Below are 18,738 nucleotides of genomic sequence, written 5' to 3'. Positions count from 1 at the left end.
CATGTTGCAATCCTCAAGACCCAAGCGTGAACTAAGATAAGCCTTCATTCTAAACCAGGATTAACGATTAACATCAACGCGCTCGCGCCTTTCCTTGATTGCATACTTGAGCCACATTGTGAGCACGGGCGCGAATTATTCAGCGCGTCTTCAAAAGGCGCGCGATCGGCAGACGAAGATGCTTCGCGATAATAGGCAGTCTCCCGAAGTTGGTACTGGCCGCTAAGAGAGATCCTGCCGTGAATGCGGTTCGTTGAGGCCGTCTTTTGCAACTTTAAGAATCGTTGGCAGACGTTTGGCGAGGATGTTAGCAAGTTCGTCCTCGCTTAAGCCGCGGGAAGCCGAAAGGACTCTTTTGAAAGCGTGAGCCAACGCGTCCTCAGCCGGTAGCGCGACTGGCAGAACGAGATGCTGCACGACCCGAACCGCAGGTTCGGCCGCCAGGCTCCTAACAGGATCGTCGGTCTCGCCTTCAAGATACGCAGTCGTTGTATTCAAAGCGCGCGCAAGGCGCGGCAGATGAGTGGAGGCCCGTGACTTTCCCCGAACAAGCGCATTGATCGTCCCCGCAGTGACTCCGACCCGCCGACCAAGTTCGCTTTGCGTGATGCCCATCTCAGATAACCTTGACTGAACTCTCGAAGCGATAATCATTAGTCTCACAATCCTACCCGACTATTCTATCATCATTTGGATGAGCGTTCGACCGAACGTACGTCTGTGAATCCCGTCGCTGCCGCCTTCCGGCTTTTATCCATCCTCGTCGTCGGGCAGCTCAAACGCTTGCGAATGCCAGAATGCATCCTCAGGGACCTGCAGGAGCGCGGGTAAACTCCGCGCCAGCAAGTGGGCAAGTTCATCCTCACTCTTACGTCCCGCCACCGCGATCAAAGCCCTGAAGGCGTCAGCCAGCCGAGGTTCGGCAGGTAGGGCGACGGGCAGAGCTAAGAGCTGAATAACCGATTCAGGTGTCGGCGCTGACGCATCTTCATTCGGATCCTCGATCTCACCCTCTAAATAGCTCGCGGTAGTACTCAACGCCCGCGCGATGCGGTGAAGATGAGCCGATGATCGGTTCCGTCCGTTCACCAGGTGGTGAACGGTACTTCGCGCAAGACCAGCCTTCCGGGCGAGGTCCGTGTGGCTCATCTCCAGCTCGGTCAAACGCGCCTGAATGCGACTTCCAATGCCCATGAGCCCGCGATTATCAAACTCAACCGTTGATTGCCATGCCGAAGGTGCTACCTCATGCCGATGCTGGTGGTTGCAGCAGCCGAGCTGCTCTTGACCATGGACCTTCCAATCTCACTTGACCGGCTCAGCAGCCATCGGCCGGTGCTCGGCCTGCACGATTCGTGCCATAAAGCCTCTCGACCGTCCGCTGTGCCTCGGGCATGACCTCCTCGCGTTGATCGAGCAGCTTTCTCAGATAGAGTCCGCGCGCGTCCCGATCCGCAACCGATCCGAGGATTGCGTCGATCTGCTGGGTTCGCGTCTCGAGCTTCGCCAGCAGCGTCTCCGCGGCGACGAACTTCTCCTTCGCAGCCAGGCGCTCGGGCTCGGTAGCGCGTCCAGCCTGGACCGCCGCATGGCGGCGCTCCTGTGCTTCTCCGTGTCGAACGTATCCCCGGCAAGCAGGATTGCGTCCGCGCCATGCTGGCGTGCGTGGTCCGCCAGCTTGGCGATGACCGCGTGACGGGCCTCCCGGGAGCCGGCTCGGGAGATCGCCCGAGAAGTTGCCGAAGCGCTTACCGAGGTGCAGGTCGCTCGAGTGAACAAAACGCGCCATCTCCGCCCCCGTCCGCACGTCGGGATATGAGCATCCTACCGAGCCCGAGGTGCCGCGGAAAGACGTGCACGCACGTTCAGCAATCACGTGCTGCTTGCGGGAGCATTGGTCGCCGATCCCGTCACTCATCGAGTTATCCGGAGCGGTCAGCCACCCATCTAAATGAGCGGTTGCTTCCGGGATCGGTCGAGATAGCGCTGAGTGTCCGCCATTGGGTCCGAGCCGCCTGGCGCAGGTGTTCCGCTCGTCAAGCTCTACCGCGCTCGTTCAGCCCCGGATGAACGCTAGGAGATCCTTGTTGATCATGTCGCCATGGGTTGTGGGCATCCCGTGCGGGAGGCCGGGGTAGGAGATCAAGGTTCCGTTCTTGAGCAGCTTCACGGAGCGGGTGCCGGTGGTCGGGAACGGGCAGATCTGATCCTCCTCGCCGTGCATGACGAGCACCGGAACCTCGATGGCGGCGAGGTCGTCGAAGAACTCGGTCTCGGAGAGCACGCGGACGCACTCCCACTGGGCGATGGCGGCCCCCATCATCCCCTGGCGCCACCAGTTTCGCCGGATGCCTTCCGAAACCACCGCTTCCGGGCGGCTGTACCCATAGAAGGGGATGGTGATGTCCTCGTAGAATTGAGAGCGGTGATTGGCGGTCCCGTCACGAATGCCGTCGACGACGGCCTTGAGCACTCCGTCCGGGTTGCGCTCGGACTGCATAAAGGTCGGTGGGATCGCGCTGATCAGCACCGCCTTCGCGACGCGCCCCCTGCCATAGGTCGCCACGTAACGGGTCACCTCGCCGCCGCCGGTCGAGTGGCCGATATGGACTGCGTCAGTGAGGCCCAGCGCCTCGACGACCGCGAATGCGTCGGCGGCATGGGTGTCCATGTCGTGGCCGCTCGCAGTCTGGGTCGACCTGCCGTGCCCGCGCCGATCGTGCGCGATCACACGGTAGCCCTGCGCCAGGAAGAACATCATCTGGCTGTCCCAGTCGTCGGCGCTGAGCGGCCAGCCGTGGTGGAAGACCAGCGGCTGCCCCGTCCCTCAGTCCTTGTAGAAGATTTCGGTACCGTCTTCGGTCGTCACCGTCGGCATGTCGGACCCCCTTGCAGCGCGTGAACTGGCCGGGATGCTAGTCAGCGTGGTAGGCCGCGGCTTGAAGATCCGTGCGTTGGCTGGACGATCCTTGCTCCTCGATCAACCGCGTCGCTTCGGTACCCCGTTGAAGGCGTACTCGCGAGCGTATTGCGCCGGCCTGCATCCCTCCTGACGACGGAACCGGCGGGTGAAATGACTCTGGTCCGCAAAGCCGACAGCATAGCCGATGTCCGCGAGCGACAGCTCCCCCACGCGGATCATCGCCTTGGCTCGCTCCAGTCGAGATCGTTCGACGTATGCCGCGGGTCTTACGCCCCAGTGCTTCCAGAACACGCGGCTGAAGTGAAACCGGCTGAGCCCGGCGGCGTCCGCCAGTTCGTCCAGCGTCACCCTGCCGAGGGGTTGATCTTCGATATAGTTCAGCGCCCGCCGCAGCGCAGCCGGCGCGACACCCGTCGGCGGCGGCTCGTTCCGCCAGGGCGAGCCCGTGTATCCCCGGACGAGGTGAAGAAGGAGAGCGGTGACCAGCGACTCCATGAGCACGGCCTGGCCCGGGTGCGGGGCGCGGGCGATCTCTAGCCGCAGGATCGTCGCGAGACCCGCGATGAAGGGGTCGCAGAGCCAGAACTCGTTCGCAACAGCGGCATTGTGGGCGCGGCTTCGACCGATCGCATCGGCGGCGTCGACGATCGCCGACGTGGGGATGCGCACCGTGATGTGCTGGGGGACGTTGCCGTCCCAAACGGAGGCTTCTCCGGCGGGAACGATCGCCGCCTCCCCCGATCGCCCGGCGCTCTCGTACATTCGGCCGCAACGCTGGGCGCGCACGTAAGCATGGTCGCCGAGATTGATGGCGAGGAGGTGATGGTCACGCGGCCCGACCGCCATGTTGCTGACCGCGTAGGCCGAGAGTTCATCGATGGCGACGCCATGCCAGCTTCGACCGTTCAGAGTCGCCATGGGCGGCCCGGCGGTCAGGTTGCGACGGGCATCGTCGATGGTTGCAAGGGTCGAGGGCTGGTGGACGATCATCGGCCAGTCATGCTACTCGGCTCGGGACGGCAAAGCCAAGGTTAGCACAAAAGCGCGACGGATCTATCGCGTTGGGGAATTCTTCTAAGTCTTGGCCTTGATCACCGCGGCCAACGCCGCACCGCGAATTACGATCGTCATCGGCTTCGGCCCGCGGGTGAGTCCTGAGTTGGCCATTAGAGAACGCCGCGGCCGGCCACGATTTCGTATTCCGAAAGTTCGTCAGCGATCGCGACCTTGGCCGCGATGTCTTCCGCCTGGGCGCGATCCGCCGCCGCCGCCTTCGAGTCGCCGGTGTTACCATCGAGCGTCACGTCGCCAACGTTGGGGCTGTCCGGGAGGTAGAGAACGGGTGTGTCGACTTTGGTCTTGGTCATCGGATCATTCCTTCCACCGTGATGAGGCTCGCAAGTTTGGTCGTCGGGTGTGGCTACCGCCCGGTTGTTCGATCAGGCGTCGGCACCGCCCTGGCGAGGGATCGAGAGCGCGAGTGTAAGCCTGCCGTTGGCGAGAGAGAAGAGCCAGACCGTCATGAACATCGCGACGATCGCGCCCCCGATGAGGCTCGAATGCTCGCTGAACGCCGCTAGCCGATCGCGAAGAGGATTGGTCGATCCCACCGCTTGCAATAGGATCCGGCCTAGCTGGATCGTCCCGATCGAAACGGCGACCACAACCGACAGCAAGGTGATCCCGAGATTATAATAAAGGCGCCGCAGCGGGTCCTCTACTGCACAGCGGTACGCGCTGACCATCATCACCCCGTCAATGGTGTCGAGAAGCGACATGGCGGCGGCGAACAGGACCGGGTAGATCAGCGCCGACGCGAGCGCAGCGCCGTGTCCCGCCTGTGTCGCCGCGATGCTGAACAGCGCGACCTCGGACGCGGTATCGAAGCTTAGGCCGAACAGGAACCCCAACGGTGCCATGTGCCATGGCCGATTGATCCACCGGAACAACGGCCGGAACAGACGCGCGAGCAGCCCGTTGCCGGCGAACAGAACGTTCAGCTCCGCCGGCTTAACCGTTTCGCCGGCACGGACCCGGCGTATCGTTCGGGTAATCGCAAGGAGGATGCAGATGTTCATTGCGGCGACGAGCAGAAGGAACACCCCGGAGACGGCCATGCTGAGCGTACCCCCGATCTCGCGCACTGCCTGAAGCCTGCCCAGCCGGCCTGCGGCCAGGACCACCGCGGCGGTGGCGAGCAGAATCACCGATGAGTGACCTAGGGCAAACCAGAACCCGATCGAGGCGGATCGCGGGCCGTCCTGAAAGAGCTTGCGGGTGACATTGTCAATCGCGGCGATATGGTCTGCGTCGACCGCGTGTCGCAGGCCTAGGCCATAAACGACCACCGCCACCCCGATCAGCACCGGCTGCCCTCGGAACATGATGAGCGCCCACAGCCACGCCCCAGCGTTCATCGCGGCAAGGACGACATAGATCGCGATCAGGTCGCGGCGATAGACGCGGTCCGATGTCGTGGAAGGGAATGGCGCGATCATGCGCTGACCCGTCCGGCGGCGGTTGATGCCAGCTCGGCAAGCAGCTTTGCCATTCGGGTGAGCGCAGTCGCCGTCGGATCGACGCCGTGCCGGGCCGCGAGCCAGACCGGATCGTTGTAATGGATCCGCACCGATCCGCCACGATCCTCCCAGACCAGCAGCTTCAACGGCAAATCGATCCCGATCGTCGGAACGTTTTCCATCAGCGCGGTGCCGACTGCCGGATCGCCGAACACCAGCAATAGCTCCGGACGAAGCGAAAGCCCGGCGCGCGCTGCGGCGGCGGCGTGATCCAGCCTGAGAATCGGGACGATGCCGCGCGCAGCAAAAGCGCGGTCGAGCCGAGACACCGACTCCCCGTAGCCGTCAATGCTGGGAAACGAGACTAATCCGTCGATCGTCACCGGGTCCGCTCCTGTGTTTTGAAGAGAAGGGAGATGACGGCGAGCGCCAGCAACGCGCCAGCGATCTCGGCAGCAACGTAGGGCAGTACCGATCCCCCGCCGACCGCAACCGCGCCGGCCGAAGCCCACGCGCCGACGACGACCGCGGGGTTGGCGTAGGAGGCGGTCGGGGTTGCGATCACTGCAGCTATAAGCCAGGCGCCGACAGCAAACGGCCCGGTCTCGGGCCGACCGCTCCGGGATGTGCCGAACACGACCAGCATCAGGCCGGCGCTGGCCACGAACTCGCTCGCAACACCGTGCCAACTCAATCCGGATGCGGAAGGTGCCGGCTCGGCATGCCAGAGCGCCGCTGCCAGACTGCCGCTTGCGGCTCCACCGAGCAGCTGGGAGCCGACATAGCCGATGGTGCACATCGCCGACCGCTCGCCGGCAAGCCACTGAAGGATCGTGATCAGCGGATTGAAATGCCCTCCAGAGAGCTTGCCGAACGCGACGATCAGGGAAACGAGCGCGCCGGCCACCACGAACGCAACCAGCACGATCGTCAAACCCGGCTCACCAGGCACAAGCCGCGCTCCCGCCAGACCGGCGGCGCAGGCTGCAAACACCAGAAGCAGCGTACCGACACCTTCGGTCGCGGCTCGCCGCACCAGCGGCACGCCGGGGTCGGCCTCGCGGAAGCAGGAACCGACGTTGGCGATCACTGAGCCTCGCCGTCGGCGAAGCGCGCCTCCACCTCCGCCATCCTTTCGGCCAGTTCCGTCGGCGTGAAGAAGTGCTTGGTGAAGCTGAGGTTGGCGAAAGTGACGATCCACCGTTCGTAGTAAGGCAGCTTCGAGATCAGACTTTCGCCCAACGCTTCCACGCCCTTGCGCTTCTCCTCGGTGTTGATGATCTTCCGCAGGTCCAGGACGTCCGCAAGCGCGTGGCAGCGCTTCTCCCACGGTTCCAGCTCGTGATCGACGCGCTGGAAGGGGGCGCTGTCGAGTCCGCCGATGTCGTTGGGCAGACGGCTGACGAAATCGGGAACGCTCATGGGGCGACCTCCTTCGGAAGGGTGGCGGAAACGACACCGATCATCGCGTCGCGGGTGACTAGCGCAGCCAACTCGCTCTCGGACCAGCCGTCCGTACCGGCAGGCCGCTGCGGAAGGACAAGGAATCGAACCGTCGCGGTGGAATCGCTGACCCGAACCTCCACTTCATCAGGGATAATCGTCCCGAACTCGGCCAACACCTTGCGCGGCTCGATGACCGCACGGGAGCGGTACGGCTTCAGCTTGTACCAGTCGGGCGGAAGCCCGAGCACAGGTCGCGGGTAGCAGGAGCAAAGGGTACAGACGATCAGGTTGTACACCGACGGCGTGTTCTCGAGCACGATAAGGTCTGTATCGATCTCGGTCTCTGACAACCGCGAGCCGAAGTGTCCACGCTCGACAATGCCGCTCATGTCGTACAGCTCGCGCTCACCCCGATCTTCCTGCTGACCGGACTCGCATCAATGCTCAACGTGTTCACGACCCGGCTCGGCAGGATTGCCGACCGGGTCGATCTACTCGCGCTCGATCCAATCCGAAACCAGGATCAGCTCCAGCGGCTGCGACTACGATCGAGAATCCTCGACGCCGCCGTGCTGCTTGCCGCAAGTGCGAGCGGTTTGACGTGTGCAGCAGGGCTTACGCTCTTCTTCGGCGCGCTGAGAAATACCGCCGATGGCCGTCTGCTTTTCGGCTTCTTTGGCGGGGCACTCGCCTGCCTCGTAATCGCGCTCGTCGCATTCTCCGTCGAAACAATCATCTCCGGCCGTACTCTGCGAGAGCCGGCCAAGCCGCCATATCCTCGTACGGTAAGACCTGAGTAGCGCTACACAAGACTTCAGCTTTTAGATAGACCGAGTGGTGCGCAGCGCCTCGTTGACAAATACGAGCGCATTTAGCCGCTCCGTTCGCCGATCGGTTCCTCGTTACTGGTACAATTTCTTTCCGGGCGGCGCCAGGATCGTAACGAAAAAACTATTGTCCAGACGGTTATCAAGATTATCACGCCGTTGCTGGCGACAAAGAGTCCTACAGCGAGTGCGGCGAACGGGTGAGCAGGCGACATCGTCGAGATCTTGATCAGCGCGGTCGGCAAGGCCGTGACGCCGAAGGTTATCGCCCAGTAGGACGGCGCGAACGGCTGCTCTCCGATCCACCTCCATTGCCGGAGCAGGATCAGCGCCTGCAGCAGCGCATACCCAACCAACGCCTGGGGAAGGAGAATCGAGGGGCCCGCCCCCATTGCAAAATATGCGAGCGCGCCAATCGTCGGCGGCGCCAGCTCGATCCCCAGGAATGGCCGAAGCGCGGGTGGCAGCGTCGTCGCGCTGTAGAGCCGGTGAAGGACTACGGACTCGATCGCCAACCAGGAAAAGAATGCGGCACCGAACGCTAGTGACGCCCATTCGTGCCAGCCGAGAGCGCCGGCGACAATCGCAATTACAAAACCGCCGGCGACGATCGGGAGAAACAAGACCGCCGTGGTCGACTCTATCGCCCGGTCGCCCTGCCAGAGAATGCCAGTGCGCCAGACGCCAAAAACCAGAGTGAACACAGATCCCGCGACGAACAAGACCACCGCGGCGAAGCGGCTATAAGGAAGTACGGCTTGCGCGATGGCTACGGTCGCAACCCCAAGCAGCCCGATAAAGCAGCAGTGCACCGGATGAGCGGCTTCCGCGAGCGCGAGCTCGCGCATGCCGATCCATTTCCAGGCATAAAGCCCGGACACAACCAGCCACACCAAGCCCGCCGCGGCGAAGATCGCCTCGCCGACCACGGCAGGCAAATCCCACACCGCATGGGCGACGCGCCAGCTGTTCGCCAGCCCGCTCAGGCCCAAGACGATCCCGAAGAACGCTGCGGGAACGGCAGGGAGCCGCGAGGTCAACCCTCGCCAAGGGTTCGCGCATTCTTCGCCGGTCTGCCGCTTGGCTGGCGCCGAGGTCATTAGTCGAATCGGTTTGACGCAGGAGGGTCGCTGGCCGGAAACGACTCCTCCAGCTCCTCCTCCAGAAGCCTCACCTCGCGCGTCTGTTCGAGACCAAGATCGCTGTCCGCGTCACCATGATGCGGCTGGGGGATCAAGGGGATCGGCTCTCTTAGGGACGTCGTAGATTCTGCCTTCCGAATGATGGAAATGCAGATGTACGACATGCTGCGCCCTGATGCCGTTAGACCGTCGAAGGTCTTGTGGGTCGTCGGCTGGCAATCATGCTGGTATCCTTGACCACATCCCTCCTCTTACAAGTTCTCACAGGACATTGCTTCAGACTGGGGGCGTCCTCGCCTTAAAGTCCGCATCTGCCCACACAACACAGAGATGCGGAGTGATAGAATGACCACCCTCACCAGATTGATGCAGGTGCGAGCGCTTGCGCTTTGTACCGGTCTCGCGCTCGCAGGAGCCGCAGAAGGGGCGAGTCCCTACGCTGCGATCAACGCCGCGGCGGCTGCCGATCCGGTCAAGGCGCACTCGCTTCGTGGTGGCGTGTTCATGCTCTCGGGGTCGGGCGGAAACATTGGTGTTCTCGCGGGGCCGAACGGCCTTTTGATGGTCGACGCCGGCATCGGCGTGTCCCAGAGCAAGATTGTGACCGCACTGAGAACGATCGGGCCAGGGCCAGTTCGAACCGTCATCAACACCCACTGGCACTGGGATCACACCGACGGCAATGCCTGGCTCAGACGCAGCGGGGCAACGATCATTGCCGACCCGCACGCCCGCCGCCGTCTCACCCAGACCATTCGCATCGCCGAGTGGGAGCACACCTTCACACCGGTCTCCCCGCGCGATCTGCCGACCATGATCCTGGCCCGGAACAAGGTTATGGCGCTCGGCCGTGAGACGATTGCCATCCGTCACTACCAGCCCGGGCACACCGACGGCGACCTATCGGTCTACTTCAGGAAGGCGGACGTGCTGCAGACCGGGGATACGTTCTGGAACGGCATCTACCCGTTCATCGACTACAAGGGCGGTGGAGGTATCGCCGGGGCGATCCGCGCGGCAAACGTCAATCTCGCGCTGACGACGCCGCATACACTGATCATCCCGGGACATGGCCCAATCGGCGATCGCGCGCAGCTGGCATCCTTCCGCGATATGCTTGTCGCCATCCGTGCCAGGGTTGCGGCTTTGAAGGCGCAGGGCCGGTCGGTAGACCAGGTGGTCGCGGCGCGGCCGACGGCGACCTTCGACGCGAAATGGGGCGGCGGCGTCATCAGCGGCGCGCTGTTCACGCGGCTGGTATACCAAGGCGTCTGACCGACGCCCCATACACGCTCGGCGCGTGGCTCGCAGCAACTCACGCTTGCTCGTACCGCCTTCCTACCTCGCCCCAGCGTTGCGACGTACCTTCGACAGATCAAGGCAACAGGCCGCCCGCCCCAGGAGGATCTCCATGGCATCCGTTCCGCTTCCCCGATCGGCCCCCTTATCGGCAACGTCACGCAGAAGGGTTCTGGTGGGCGCAACCGGCCTCATGGCCATGGGGGCCCTGGGTGTGCCCGCGCTCGCGCTTTCCGATCGGGCGCCCAGCCGCGCGACTGCGCCGGGCGAAGGCACCGTTCGGACGACGGACGGCGCATCGATCTTTTACAAGGACTGGGGCACCGGCCCGGTCGTCGTACTCTCGCATGGTTGGCCGCTGAACGCGGACGCCTGGGAAGATCAACTGTTCTTCCTCGCGTCGAACGGCTGCCGAGCCGTCGCGCACGATCGTCGTGGTCACGGTCGTTCGAGCCAGACCTGGAGCGGCAACGACATCAACACCTACGCCGACGATCTGGCGACGGTCATGGACGGGCTCAATCTCCGCGGCGTCACGCTGGTCGGGCACTCGACGGGGGGTGGAGAGATCACCCGCTACATCGGGCGGCACGGGACCTCCCGCCTCGCCAAGGCGGCGCTGGTCTCCGCGATTCCGCCGCTTCGGTTGCGGACGCCGGCCAATCCCGATGGCGCGCCACTCTCCTCTTTCGACGATCTGCGGCGAACCGTCGCCACCGACCGCGCGCAGTTCTACCACGAGCTCAGTGCGCCGTTCTTCGGAGCGAACCGGCCCGGCGCGTCTGTCCCACAAGGTATCCGAGATAGCTTCTGGCAGCAGTGCATGGCCGCGGGGCTGAAGGCCGTTTACGACGGGATCAAGGCGCAGACCGAGACCGACTTCACGTCCGATCTCAGGCGGTTCGATGTCCCGACGATGATTATCCACGGCGCCGACGATCAGTTGGTCCCTATCGCCAACTCCGCGCTGCTCCAGCAAAAACTGATCCGTGCGGCGAAGCTCAAGATCTACCAGGGAGCTCCTCATGGTCTGCCCGTGACCCACCGCGACCGCTTCAACGCAGACCTGCTAGCGTTCGTCAGATCGTGACCAACGCGCCTCATGCCTCCGCGCTGGTCGCGATCCCGGACGAGCCGCCGGCGCGCCTGATCGTCGACCCGCCGCTCGCGAATCCCTTGTCGCAGGGACGCGTGTTCATCGAGCACCGGACCGAGAATTTGCGGGTCGTGCCGGTGTTCGGCGCCGGCGCACTCGATGTGTCTCCTCGGATCGGGCATGTCCATGTGACCGTGGACGACGCGTCCTGGCACTTCATCGACACGAGCGGAGAGACGATCGTCGTCGTCGGGCTGCCGCCCGGCGAGCACCGCGTGCTGATCGAACTCGCGGATCCCACCCACCGGGTGATCGACCACAGCCTCATCCGCTTCCGAGTGCCAGAGCACCCTGCCCCTCATTTGCAACCCTGAGCAACGAAGAAAGGAACACGCCATGCCCACGATCACGACCAAAGACGGAGCCGAGATCTTCTACAAGGACTGGGGGACTGGCCCCGTCGTGATGTTCTCGCACGGCTGGCCCCTGAATGCGGATGCGTGGGAGGATCAACTGTTCACCGTCGCCTCGCACGGTTACCGCGCGATCGCGCATGACCGGCGCGGCCACGGCCGTTCGAGCCAGACCTGGGCCGGCAACGACATGGACACCTACGCCGACGACCTTGCCGCGGTGGTGCACGCCCTGGATCTTCACGATGTCACCCACGTTGGCCACTCAACCGGCGGCGGCGAGGTGACGCGCTATATCGGGCGACACGGAACCTCCCGGGTCAAGCGCGCGGTGCTGGTCTCTGCGATTCCGCCGACGATGCTCAAGACCGAGCGCAACCCGGGCGGATTGCCGATCGAGGTGTTCGACGCCATCCGCACGGGGGTCGCAACCGACAGGTCTCAATATTATCACGATCTCGCCGAGTTCTTCTACAGTGCCAATCGCCCCAGTGCGAAGGTGTCGCAAGGTATCAAGGACGCTTTTTGGCTCCAATCCATGCAGGCGGGCCTGAAGGGCTCGTACGACTGCATCAAGCAGTTCTCCGAAAGCATCTTCTATGACGACCTCGCCAGATTTGATGTCCCAACCCTGATCATCCACGGCGACGACGATCAGATCGTTCCCATCGACGACGCGGGCCGCATGACGGTCAAGCTCGTCAAAGGAGCGACCCTGAAGGTCTATCCTGGGGCTCCACACGGCCTGATGGTCACGCATCGCGACCGGTTCAACCAGGACCTGCTCGAGTTCCTGAAGTCCTGATCAATCGCCCGCGCTGCCGAGGAGGCAGCGCGGGCAAACTCGTTCTTCTGAGGGGCCTCCATGGGCGACCAGATCGACATCACCACGGCCGACGGCAGCTTCGCAGCCTACCGCGCCGAGCCAAACGCGTTACCCGCCCCCGCGATCGTGGTACTCCACGAGTTGTTCGGCGTAAACGACGACATGCGCCAGACCTGTGACACGCTGGCAGCACACGGCTTCGTGGCGATCTGTCCTGATCTGTTCTGGCGGCAGCAGCCAGGCGTCGATCTTGACGCCCGCTCCGAAGCCGATTGGCAGACGGGGCTCGCGCTCTATGAAGCCTATGACCGCGACCGAGGCGTCAGCGACATCGCCGCAGCGGTGCGAGCCGCGGCGTCGACAGCCGGGGGCTCGGGCAAGGTCGGAATCCTCGGCTATTGCCTGGGTGGGCTCATGACCTTTCTCACGGCAGCGCGGACCCACGTCGACGCCGCCGTCGCGTTCCACGGCGCCGACACCGAAAAGTATCTCGACGAGGCGCCCGCGATCACCGCGCCGACGCTGATGCACCTGGCTGGCGAGGACGAATTCATGCCAGAGCCCGCCCGGCGGGCGATCACCGCAGCGATGGCAGACCATACGAACGTGCAGGTGTTCACGTATGCCGGCTGTCACCACGCGTTTTCGAGGCACAACGGTGCCCACTATGACGCGAAAGCGGCGGCTCTCGCCAACCAGCGGACCTGGACATTCCTGGCAGCCATGCTGCGCGGTTGAGGCTTGGGTGCTCAGCCTTTCGCCGAACCCAACGGCGCCCGAGCATTTCCACCCACGACGCTGAGATATACCGCGACCAAGCCGCGTGGGGAGGTCGCCGCCCAGCCTTCAAAGCGATCAGTGGGCGCGTAGAAGACGGCGCCCTCGGTAAACAACCCTTCCATCACCCGACGGCGGCGATTCGGTTCGCCATCGCCGAACACGCCGCGAAGGTTCCGCCGGAGTAGGTTCGAAACGTCGTCCGACATGCGTCGTCGCTTAACCACCAACACCCTAGCTACGCCGGCATCTCGAGCACCTGCGAGCCAGACACGAAATACATGGTTCCCGAGCGCGCCACGATCCGGAGCGCCAGCGCCTCCTTGAGTACCGACTGAAATTCGTCACCATGCAGATGCTCTTCAAAAGCCTCATGGCTGACCCAGCCTTCGGTGAGATGGAAGGCATTTGGATCCAGCACGTCTTGTGCGGCATGAAGGAATGTGTTGCCCGTCCTCCGATGAGCAGCTTCGGCCATCCGTGCCGCGATCGCCCCAAAGGCGGCGGTATCAACGGGATCAACGACGTAGGTCGCGGAGATCAAAAAGGCCGGCCGCGCCTTTTGCTTTGGCATCGAAAGCTCCCCCAAAGACGGTGATCCGACTTAATTGGCGGCTAGCCGAAGTGGTGAGACCGCGAAGGCCGCGACCTCGTCGACGGACCGGAAGCTCAGCACGCTGACCTTCAACGCGCGCAGGAGCAAGGTCATCGCATTCCTTTCCTCCGCGTTCGGCTCAACGATGAGGATCACGCTTCGAGACGACCCGTCGTGAGCGGCTGTTGCCGCGCCATTCGAAGCGCCGACGGGTGCCGCGATTGCGTCCTTCTCGTCGTTGACGAACAGATAGCCTCGGCCCGGGATCGTCTTGATCCGGTCCCGCTCGGTGCCGAGCGCCTTCCGAAGCACGCCGACCTGGAAGCGCAGGTTGCTTTCGTCCACGAAGGTTGCCGGCCAAACCTCGCGTACGATCTCGTCCTTCGTCACGACCTTGCCGCGGGAGCGGAGCAGGACGACCAGCAGGTCGAACGCGCGGCTTCCCACCGGGACGACAGCGCCATTGGATAGCAAGGTGCGGGCACCGGGCTGGACCCGGTAGGTACCGAACTGGAGCGATCTGTCGTGATCCGAAGTGGCCCGGTAAGTGGGTCGTTCCTCGCCATCTCTGCCAATCGCCTCGATGTTCAGCTGGTTCATTGCCTGATTCTCCCCTGTGCGGCGTCATCATCCGTCGGCCACGCCGATGCTTGAAGCCCATCTGGGGAAGGCCGGCACTACACCTTCGTGTCAGGCTCGACGTTGGCGTGGATCGTCCTGCGGCCAAACCGAACCGAGTCGACCGACAGCGCTCCGGGGCCGGTCAGCATTATCGCCACCGATGCGAGAAGCGAAGCGAGATGCTGAAGGAGCCGCGCCGGCTCGATGCCGCCGACGGTTACAACCGCCAGTACTATCGATGAAGCCGCCGCCAAGCGTGTGCCGACACCGAGCAGTATGGCCGTGGCAGCAATACCGAGCAGCATCGTCAGGGAAGCGCTTCTCGTAGCGCAGGTGACCGCGAGTAGCGCGAGCAGTGTCGAAGCAGCGGCTCGCAGCAAGAGCAGCCCAACCCCGCCAGCCTGCGCGGGGTAAGCTTGAAAGCGATGTCTCATGCCGATCCAGCTAGCTTGCGATCACCCGAGGGGGAACCGCCGAACGGGTGAGCCTCAGCTCGCCCCTTCGGGCACTATGCTCCTAGCCCCAAAAGTCTAAGGTGGCGCTGAAGCTAGTCCCGGAGAAAAGGTGAGTCCTTCACGTCGCGCGTTTTGGTTGATGGCACTCGCATTCCCGGTGCTCTCCGGGTTGGCGCGTGCGCAACCATGGTCGTCAACGATCGCCCAGTACAAACATACACGCTGGACGGTGGACGATGGCGCTCCTGCCAACATCCTCGCTCTCGCGCAGGGGCGAGATGGCTACCTGTGGATAGGGGCGGCGGATGGCCTTTTCCGCTTTGACGGCCTCAGTTTCGAGGCCGTCCCAGCTGAACGCAGGATTGGAGATCGAAGCGGTATTTCGGCGTTGCTCGTGGCCAGGAACGGCAGCATTTGGGCTGGCTACAGCAGAGGCGGAATTGCGCGTTACTCTTCCGGCGTCCTACGCGATACCAAGCTTCCTAACCCGAACCAATATGTGGCGCGGTTTGCCCAGACTCACGATGGCGCTATCTGGGCCTTGCTGGGGCGCAGCTCGAAGCCTTTAGTGCGCTATTCTCGAGGCAAGTGGATCGAGGTGGGCGAAAATTGGGGCTTGCCGCCCATGCAGGGCGCGAGTCTGCTAGTCGCGCATGATGGCACCCTATGGTTCAGCACCACCACGGCAATATTCCTGCTGCGCGAGGGATCTCATCATTTCGAACGCGTCTCGTTCGTTCCCGTCGGCATCGGCGCGTTAGCAGAGGACAAGAACGGCGCGGTGTGGGTAAGTGATCAAGGCAGCGTCCGTGTTGTGAACACCACCACTGCGGTTGCTCACCCGTACTTGGTCCCATATGGGCAGAGAAATCGGCGCGCCCTCTTTGACAGAAACGGCGACATTTGGGGGAACTCGGAGTCTGGTATTTTTAAAATCCGAAATCCGCAAGCCGCAGGGGAGATTTCGTCAAAGATCGCGAATTCTAAGGTTTCTCGATTCAAACAAACCGATACACTCACCTCGGACTATACTTCTAATATCATCGAGGATCACGAGGGTAGCATCTGGGTCTCTACAGAACTCGGCCTGGATCGATTTCGACCAGTCTCAGTCATGCTTGAACCCCTTCTTACGGAGGTGCCAACTTGGGGAGGTGTTTTGCTTTCGGCATCCGATGGGACGATATTCGCTGGACAACGCAACGGAGTCTTTAGAATCCGTCCCGGCGGGTCACCGGAGATGATTCTAAATAACAAAGGCGAGACGGAGGCAATGTGCCAAGGTCCGAATGGCAATATTTGGATTGTTCTTCGGAGAAGATTATATTTGCTGTCCTCTCGTGGCGACAAGTTGGATTTCCCCGTCCCGGCTACCCGTCAGGCGATTATAGATTGTGCGGTGAACGCACAAGGACGACTATTTTTAACTGCCGGAGAGGGTATTTTTGAACGGATAGGCGTGACTTGGCACTTACATAGAAAGGAATTAGATGATGATACTGGTGGTGCCAGGCCGATAATAAGGCGTGATGATGGAACTATCTTAGCTTATGACTCGAGTCGCTCGCTGCTCATGATCCATGACGACTCGTCCACTCGGATTACGCTCGATAGGCCTAAGTCGATACGCCAGATCCGAACTATTTATGAGTCGCATGGATCACTCTTTCTTGGCGGGCTCGTTGGCCTGGCGCGGTTACGCGATAATAGGATGAATTTTATTGGTCGAGACCGGCTGCCTGCGGTCGTTGGCACGTTCGGCATTTTCGCCAGCCGCGATGGCTTTACCTGGCTGATGTGCCGGCGCGCGATCGTTCGGATCGCGACTGCCGACCTCAATCACGCATTTGATGATTTGCGCTGGAAGCCGCCTGTTACCTTGTTCGACTTCCGTGACGGGCTTCCAGGAGGTGGGCACGCGTTTGGGAAACGTGACGTCGTTCGCGGCGGCGATGGACGACTTTGGTTCGCCACGCTGGGAGGCACCGTTTGGATGGATCCAGCCAACCTCCTCGTCAACCGCCTACCTCCGCCTGTCGCGATCAGCATGGTGCACGTCGATGGCCGAGACCGCCGCGATCCTGTCGATCTCGAAGTGCCGCCGGGCGCCAAGTCGATTGCGATCGACTTCAAGGCGCTGAGTCTCGGCCTCCCGGAGCGCGTGAAGGTTCGCTACCGCTTGGAAGGCGCGGATGACGACTGGACGGATGCCGGGATGCTTCGGCGTGCGTCCTATAGCAACCTCGCGCCCGGCCATTACCGATTTCACGTGATCGCCGCCAATGAGGACGGTGTTTGGAACCGCGCAGGCGCTAGTTTGGATGTGACAGTCCTCCCTACCTTCCGACAATCAAAATCCTTTCTGCTCCTGTGCGCCGCGGTTGGCCTGCTGGTGCTCTGGGCCGCCTATTCCCTCCGAACCAGGCAGCTGACGGCCAGGGTCCGTGAGCGGCTCGAGGCCCAGCTTGCCGAGCGCGAACGTATCGCGCGTGAGCTTCACGATACGCTTCTACAAGGCTTTCAAGGCTTGGTTCTTCGCTTCCAGTCGGTTGCGAACCGAATGACGCGCGACGATGGGTTGCGCCCATCGATCGAGCAGGCCCTTGAGGAGGCCGAGACAGTCCTGACCGAAGGTCGCAACCGGGTCAGCGACCTCCGCTTTGCCGACAACGATGCGGACCTCGCTGGCACGATCGCGGTAGTCGGTGGGCGCCTGGGCGCTTCCGTGCCGGTCACGGTGACGGTGGAAGGGCGCGTTCGCCCGCTCGATGCGATGGTCCGCGAGGAAATCGTGCGGATCGCGGAGGAGGGTATCCGGAATGCCGCTACTCATTCCGGCGCCTCCCGGATCGAAGTTGCGTTGGTATACGGGCGTCGTTTCCAGCTTGGCGTCAGAGACGACGGTGGCGGCCTGCCGGCAGACGTCGCCTCGACCGGTCGACGTCCGGGACATTTCGGTCTTGTTGGAATGCGCGAACGTGCCGAGCGCGCTGGCGGCAAGCTTACGCTCGCCAGCAGCCTGTCGCAGGGCACCGAAGTGAGCGTTTCTGTGTCCGGCCGTCTTGCCTATGCGGGCGCACCTGCGCTGGAGGCGAACGAAGGCGCAAGGGGATCATCATGATGATCGAGTCCGCGCCCCTGCCGAGATCAATCCGCGTCATGAGCGTCGACGACCACCCGGCGCTTCGCGCGGGCATTGCCATGATCATCGAACACGAGCCGGACATGACGCTTGTCGGCGAAGCCGCGGATGGCGCGGAGGCGGTGACGATGTTCGAAGCCGTCCGCCCCGACGTGACTCTGATGGACCTCCAGATGCCGGTGATGGGCGGACTGGAAGCAATTGGGCGGATCCGCGCGACGTCACCAGGCGCTCGCATCATCGTTCTGACCACGTACGATGGGGACATGCAGGCCGTGCAGGCGTTGAAAGCCGGGGTTGCCAGCTACCTTTTGAAGAGCACCCTTCGCCGCGAACTTCTGGATGCGATCCGAGCGGTGCATGCCGGTCGTCGCTACCTGCCCGCTGGGATCGCGCAAGACATCGCAATCCACTCGGGCGAGGAAGTGCTCAGCCAACGTGAGATCGGAGTGCTCCAGCTTGTCGCCGAGGGTAAGTCGAACAAGGTGATCGCCTGGGAGCTGTCGATTTCCGACGATACGGTGAAGGCGCATCTGCGCAGCATCTTCGCCAAGCTCGACGTCAACGATCGGACGCATGCAGTGACTGCCGCGCTCCGCCGCGGCGCGATTCAGCTTCGCTAGCCGCGGACCGAGACACCCGCACGCGCTGATCCAC

The 18,738-nt window shown here is 62.8% G+C and carries 23 protein-coding genes; 8 read left to right on the top strand and 15 right to left on the bottom strand.

Annotated features, from left to right (window positions below; translation table 11 throughout):
* Window positions 1–222: 222 nt before the first annotated feature.
* The 11 genes from AC4GYY_RS01440 to AC4GYY_RS01390 form a co-directional block, all read right to left on the bottom strand.
* Entirely contained in the window at window positions 223–654 is a 432-nt protein-coding gene (locus tag AC4GYY_RS01440) for a helix-turn-helix domain-containing protein (RefSeq protein WP_491118110.1), read from the bottom strand.
* Between the two features lie 96 nt (window positions 655–750).
* Window positions 751–1,194 (bottom strand): helix-turn-helix domain-containing protein, encoded by a 444-nt coding sequence (locus AC4GYY_RS01435; RefSeq protein ID WP_491118108.1) that lies wholly within the window; start codon window positions 1,192–1,194, stop codon window positions 751–753.
* Between the two features lie 124 nt (window positions 1,195–1,318).
* A complete protein-coding gene (locus AC4GYY_RS01430) occupies window positions 1,319–1,918 on the bottom strand; it encodes a hypothetical protein (RefSeq protein WP_491118106.1) in 600 nt (199 codons plus the stop codon).
* 138 nt (window positions 1,919–2,056) lie between these two features.
* Window positions 2,057–2,812 (bottom strand): alpha/beta fold hydrolase, encoded by a 756-nt coding sequence (locus tag AC4GYY_RS01425; RefSeq protein WP_491119267.1) that lies wholly within the window; start codon window positions 2,810–2,812, stop codon window positions 2,057–2,059.
* 168 nt (window positions 2,813–2,980) lie between these two features.
* Complete coding sequence (locus AC4GYY_RS01420; protein WP_491118104.1) at window positions 2,981–3,913, bottom strand: AraC family transcriptional regulator; 933 nt, start codon at window positions 3,911–3,913, stop codon at window positions 2,981–2,983.
* 176 nt (window positions 3,914–4,089) lie between these two features.
* A complete protein-coding gene (locus AC4GYY_RS01415) occupies window positions 4,090–4,290 on the bottom strand; it encodes a hypothetical protein (RefSeq protein ID WP_491118102.1) in 201 nt (66 codons plus the stop codon).
* Window positions 4,291–4,362: 72 nt separating this feature from the next.
* On the bottom strand, window positions 4,363–5,421 hold the full coding sequence (locus AC4GYY_RS01410; RefSeq protein ID WP_491118099.1) for a HoxN/HupN/NixA family nickel/cobalt transporter: 1,059 nt from the start codon (window positions 5,419–5,421) through the stop codon (window positions 4,363–4,365).
* Window positions 5,418–5,825 (bottom strand): DUF302 domain-containing protein, encoded by a 408-nt coding sequence (locus AC4GYY_RS01405; RefSeq protein ID WP_491118097.1) that lies wholly within the window; start codon window positions 5,823–5,825, stop codon window positions 5,418–5,420. The genes AC4GYY_RS01410 and AC4GYY_RS01405 overlap by 4 nt, the downstream gene beginning before the upstream one ends.
* Window positions 5,822–6,532, bottom strand: coding sequence for an aquaporin (locus AC4GYY_RS01400; protein ID WP_491118095.1), 711 nt, complete (start codon window positions 6,530–6,532; stop codon window positions 5,822–5,824). The genes AC4GYY_RS01405 and AC4GYY_RS01400 overlap by 4 nt, the downstream gene beginning before the upstream one ends.
* On the bottom strand, window positions 6,529–6,864 hold the full coding sequence (locus tag AC4GYY_RS01395) for a hypothetical protein (RefSeq protein ID WP_491118093.1): 336 nt from the start codon (window positions 6,862–6,864) through the stop codon (window positions 6,529–6,531). The genes AC4GYY_RS01400 and AC4GYY_RS01395 overlap by 4 nt, the downstream gene beginning before the upstream one ends.
* Window positions 6,861–7,277, bottom strand: coding sequence for a nitrile hydratase subunit alpha (locus AC4GYY_RS01390; RefSeq protein ID WP_491118091.1), 417 nt, complete (start codon window positions 7,275–7,277; stop codon window positions 6,861–6,863). The genes AC4GYY_RS01395 and AC4GYY_RS01390 overlap by 4 nt, the downstream gene beginning before the upstream one ends.
* Between AC4GYY_RS01390 and AC4GYY_RS01385 the strand changes: the two genes are divergently transcribed.
* Entirely contained in the window at window positions 7,251–7,688 is a 438-nt protein-coding gene (locus AC4GYY_RS01385) for a DUF2721 domain-containing protein (protein WP_491118089.1), read from the top strand. The two genes, AC4GYY_RS01390 and AC4GYY_RS01385, sit on opposite strands and share 27 nt — an antisense overlap.
* A 71-nt stretch (window positions 7,689–7,759) precedes the next feature.
* Here AC4GYY_RS01385 and tehA read toward each other — a convergent pair whose 3' ends face one another.
* Window positions 7,760–8,755: a dicarboxylate transporter/tellurite-resistance protein TehA gene (gene tehA, locus AC4GYY_RS01380; RefSeq protein WP_491118087.1), complete on the bottom strand. Its 996-nt coding sequence runs from the start codon at window positions 8,753–8,755 to the stop codon at window positions 7,760–7,762.
* Window positions 8,756–9,202: 447 nt separating this feature from the next.
* Here tehA and AC4GYY_RS01375 point away from each other — a divergent pair, with 447 nt between their 5' ends.
* The 5 genes from AC4GYY_RS01375 (at window position 9,203) to AC4GYY_RS01355 (ending at window position 13,229) form a co-directional block, all read left to right on the top strand.
* The gene (locus AC4GYY_RS01375) at window positions 9,203–10,132 is read left to right on the top strand and encodes an MBL fold metallo-hydrolase (protein ID WP_491118085.1); all 930 of its coding nucleotides are present in this window, start codon (window positions 9,203–9,205) and stop codon (window positions 10,130–10,132) included.
* 199 nt (window positions 10,133–10,331) lie between these two features.
* Window positions 10,332–11,246, top strand: coding sequence for an alpha/beta fold hydrolase (locus AC4GYY_RS01370; protein WP_491118083.1), 915 nt, complete (start codon window positions 10,332–10,334; stop codon window positions 11,244–11,246).
* Window positions 11,243–11,626 carry a DUF6130 family protein gene (locus AC4GYY_RS01365; protein WP_491118081.1) on the top strand — a complete coding sequence of 128 codons (384 nt, stop codon included), beginning with the start codon at window positions 11,243–11,245 and terminating at the stop codon, window positions 11,624–11,626. The genes AC4GYY_RS01370 and AC4GYY_RS01365 overlap by 4 nt, the downstream gene beginning before the upstream one ends.
* Before the next feature lie 22 nt (window positions 11,627–11,648).
* Window positions 11,649–12,470, top strand: a complete 822-nt coding sequence (locus AC4GYY_RS01360) for an alpha/beta fold hydrolase (RefSeq protein ID WP_491118079.1) — start codon at window positions 11,649–11,651, stop codon at window positions 12,468–12,470.
* A 60-nt stretch (window positions 12,471–12,530) separates the two neighbouring features.
* Entirely contained in the window at window positions 12,531–13,229 is a 699-nt protein-coding gene (locus tag AC4GYY_RS01355) for a dienelactone hydrolase family protein (RefSeq protein WP_491118077.1), read from the top strand.
* A 277-nt stretch (window positions 13,230–13,506) separates the two neighbouring features.
* On the opposite strand, the gene AC4GYY_RS01350 is transcribed toward AC4GYY_RS01355, so the two are convergent.
* The 3 genes from AC4GYY_RS01350 to AC4GYY_RS01340 all read right to left on the bottom strand — a co-directional run bounded on the left by AC4GYY_RS01350 (window position 13,507) and on the right by AC4GYY_RS01340 (window position 14,789).
* On the bottom strand, window positions 13,507–13,842 hold the full coding sequence (locus tag AC4GYY_RS01350) for a putative quinol monooxygenase (RefSeq protein WP_491118075.1): 336 nt from the start codon (window positions 13,840–13,842) through the stop codon (window positions 13,507–13,509).
* A 30-nt stretch (window positions 13,843–13,872) separates the two neighbouring features.
* Entirely contained in the window at window positions 13,873–14,463 is a 591-nt protein-coding gene (locus AC4GYY_RS01345; protein ID WP_491118073.1) for a winged helix-turn-helix domain-containing protein, read from the bottom strand.
* A gap of 77 nt (window positions 14,464–14,540) precedes the next feature.
* Window positions 14,541–14,789 (bottom strand): hypothetical protein, encoded by a 249-nt coding sequence (locus AC4GYY_RS01340; protein ID WP_491118071.1) that lies wholly within the window; start codon window positions 14,787–14,789, stop codon window positions 14,541–14,543.
* A gap of 289 nt (window positions 14,790–15,078) precedes the next feature.
* On the opposite strand from AC4GYY_RS01340, the gene AC4GYY_RS01335 reads away from it, so the two are divergent.
* Together AC4GYY_RS01335 and AC4GYY_RS01330 are read left to right on the top strand one after the other, a co-directional pair.
* Window positions 15,079–18,060: a sensor histidine kinase gene (locus AC4GYY_RS01335; protein ID WP_491118069.1), complete on the top strand. Its 2,982-nt coding sequence runs from the start codon at window positions 15,079–15,081 to the stop codon at window positions 18,058–18,060.
* Window positions 18,057–18,704, top strand: a complete 648-nt coding sequence (locus tag AC4GYY_RS01330) for a response regulator (protein WP_491118067.1) — start codon at window positions 18,057–18,059, stop codon at window positions 18,702–18,704. Before AC4GYY_RS01335 ends, AC4GYY_RS01330 begins: the two co-directional genes overlap by 4 nt.
* The last annotated feature ends 34 nt before the right edge of the window (window positions 18,705–18,738 follow it).

The sequence above is a fragment of the Sphingomonas sp. SP6 genome, assembly GCF_058313435.1.
The sequence above is the reverse complement of the archived record's forward strand: the minus strand, read 5'-3'. Positions and strand labels throughout refer to the sequence as shown.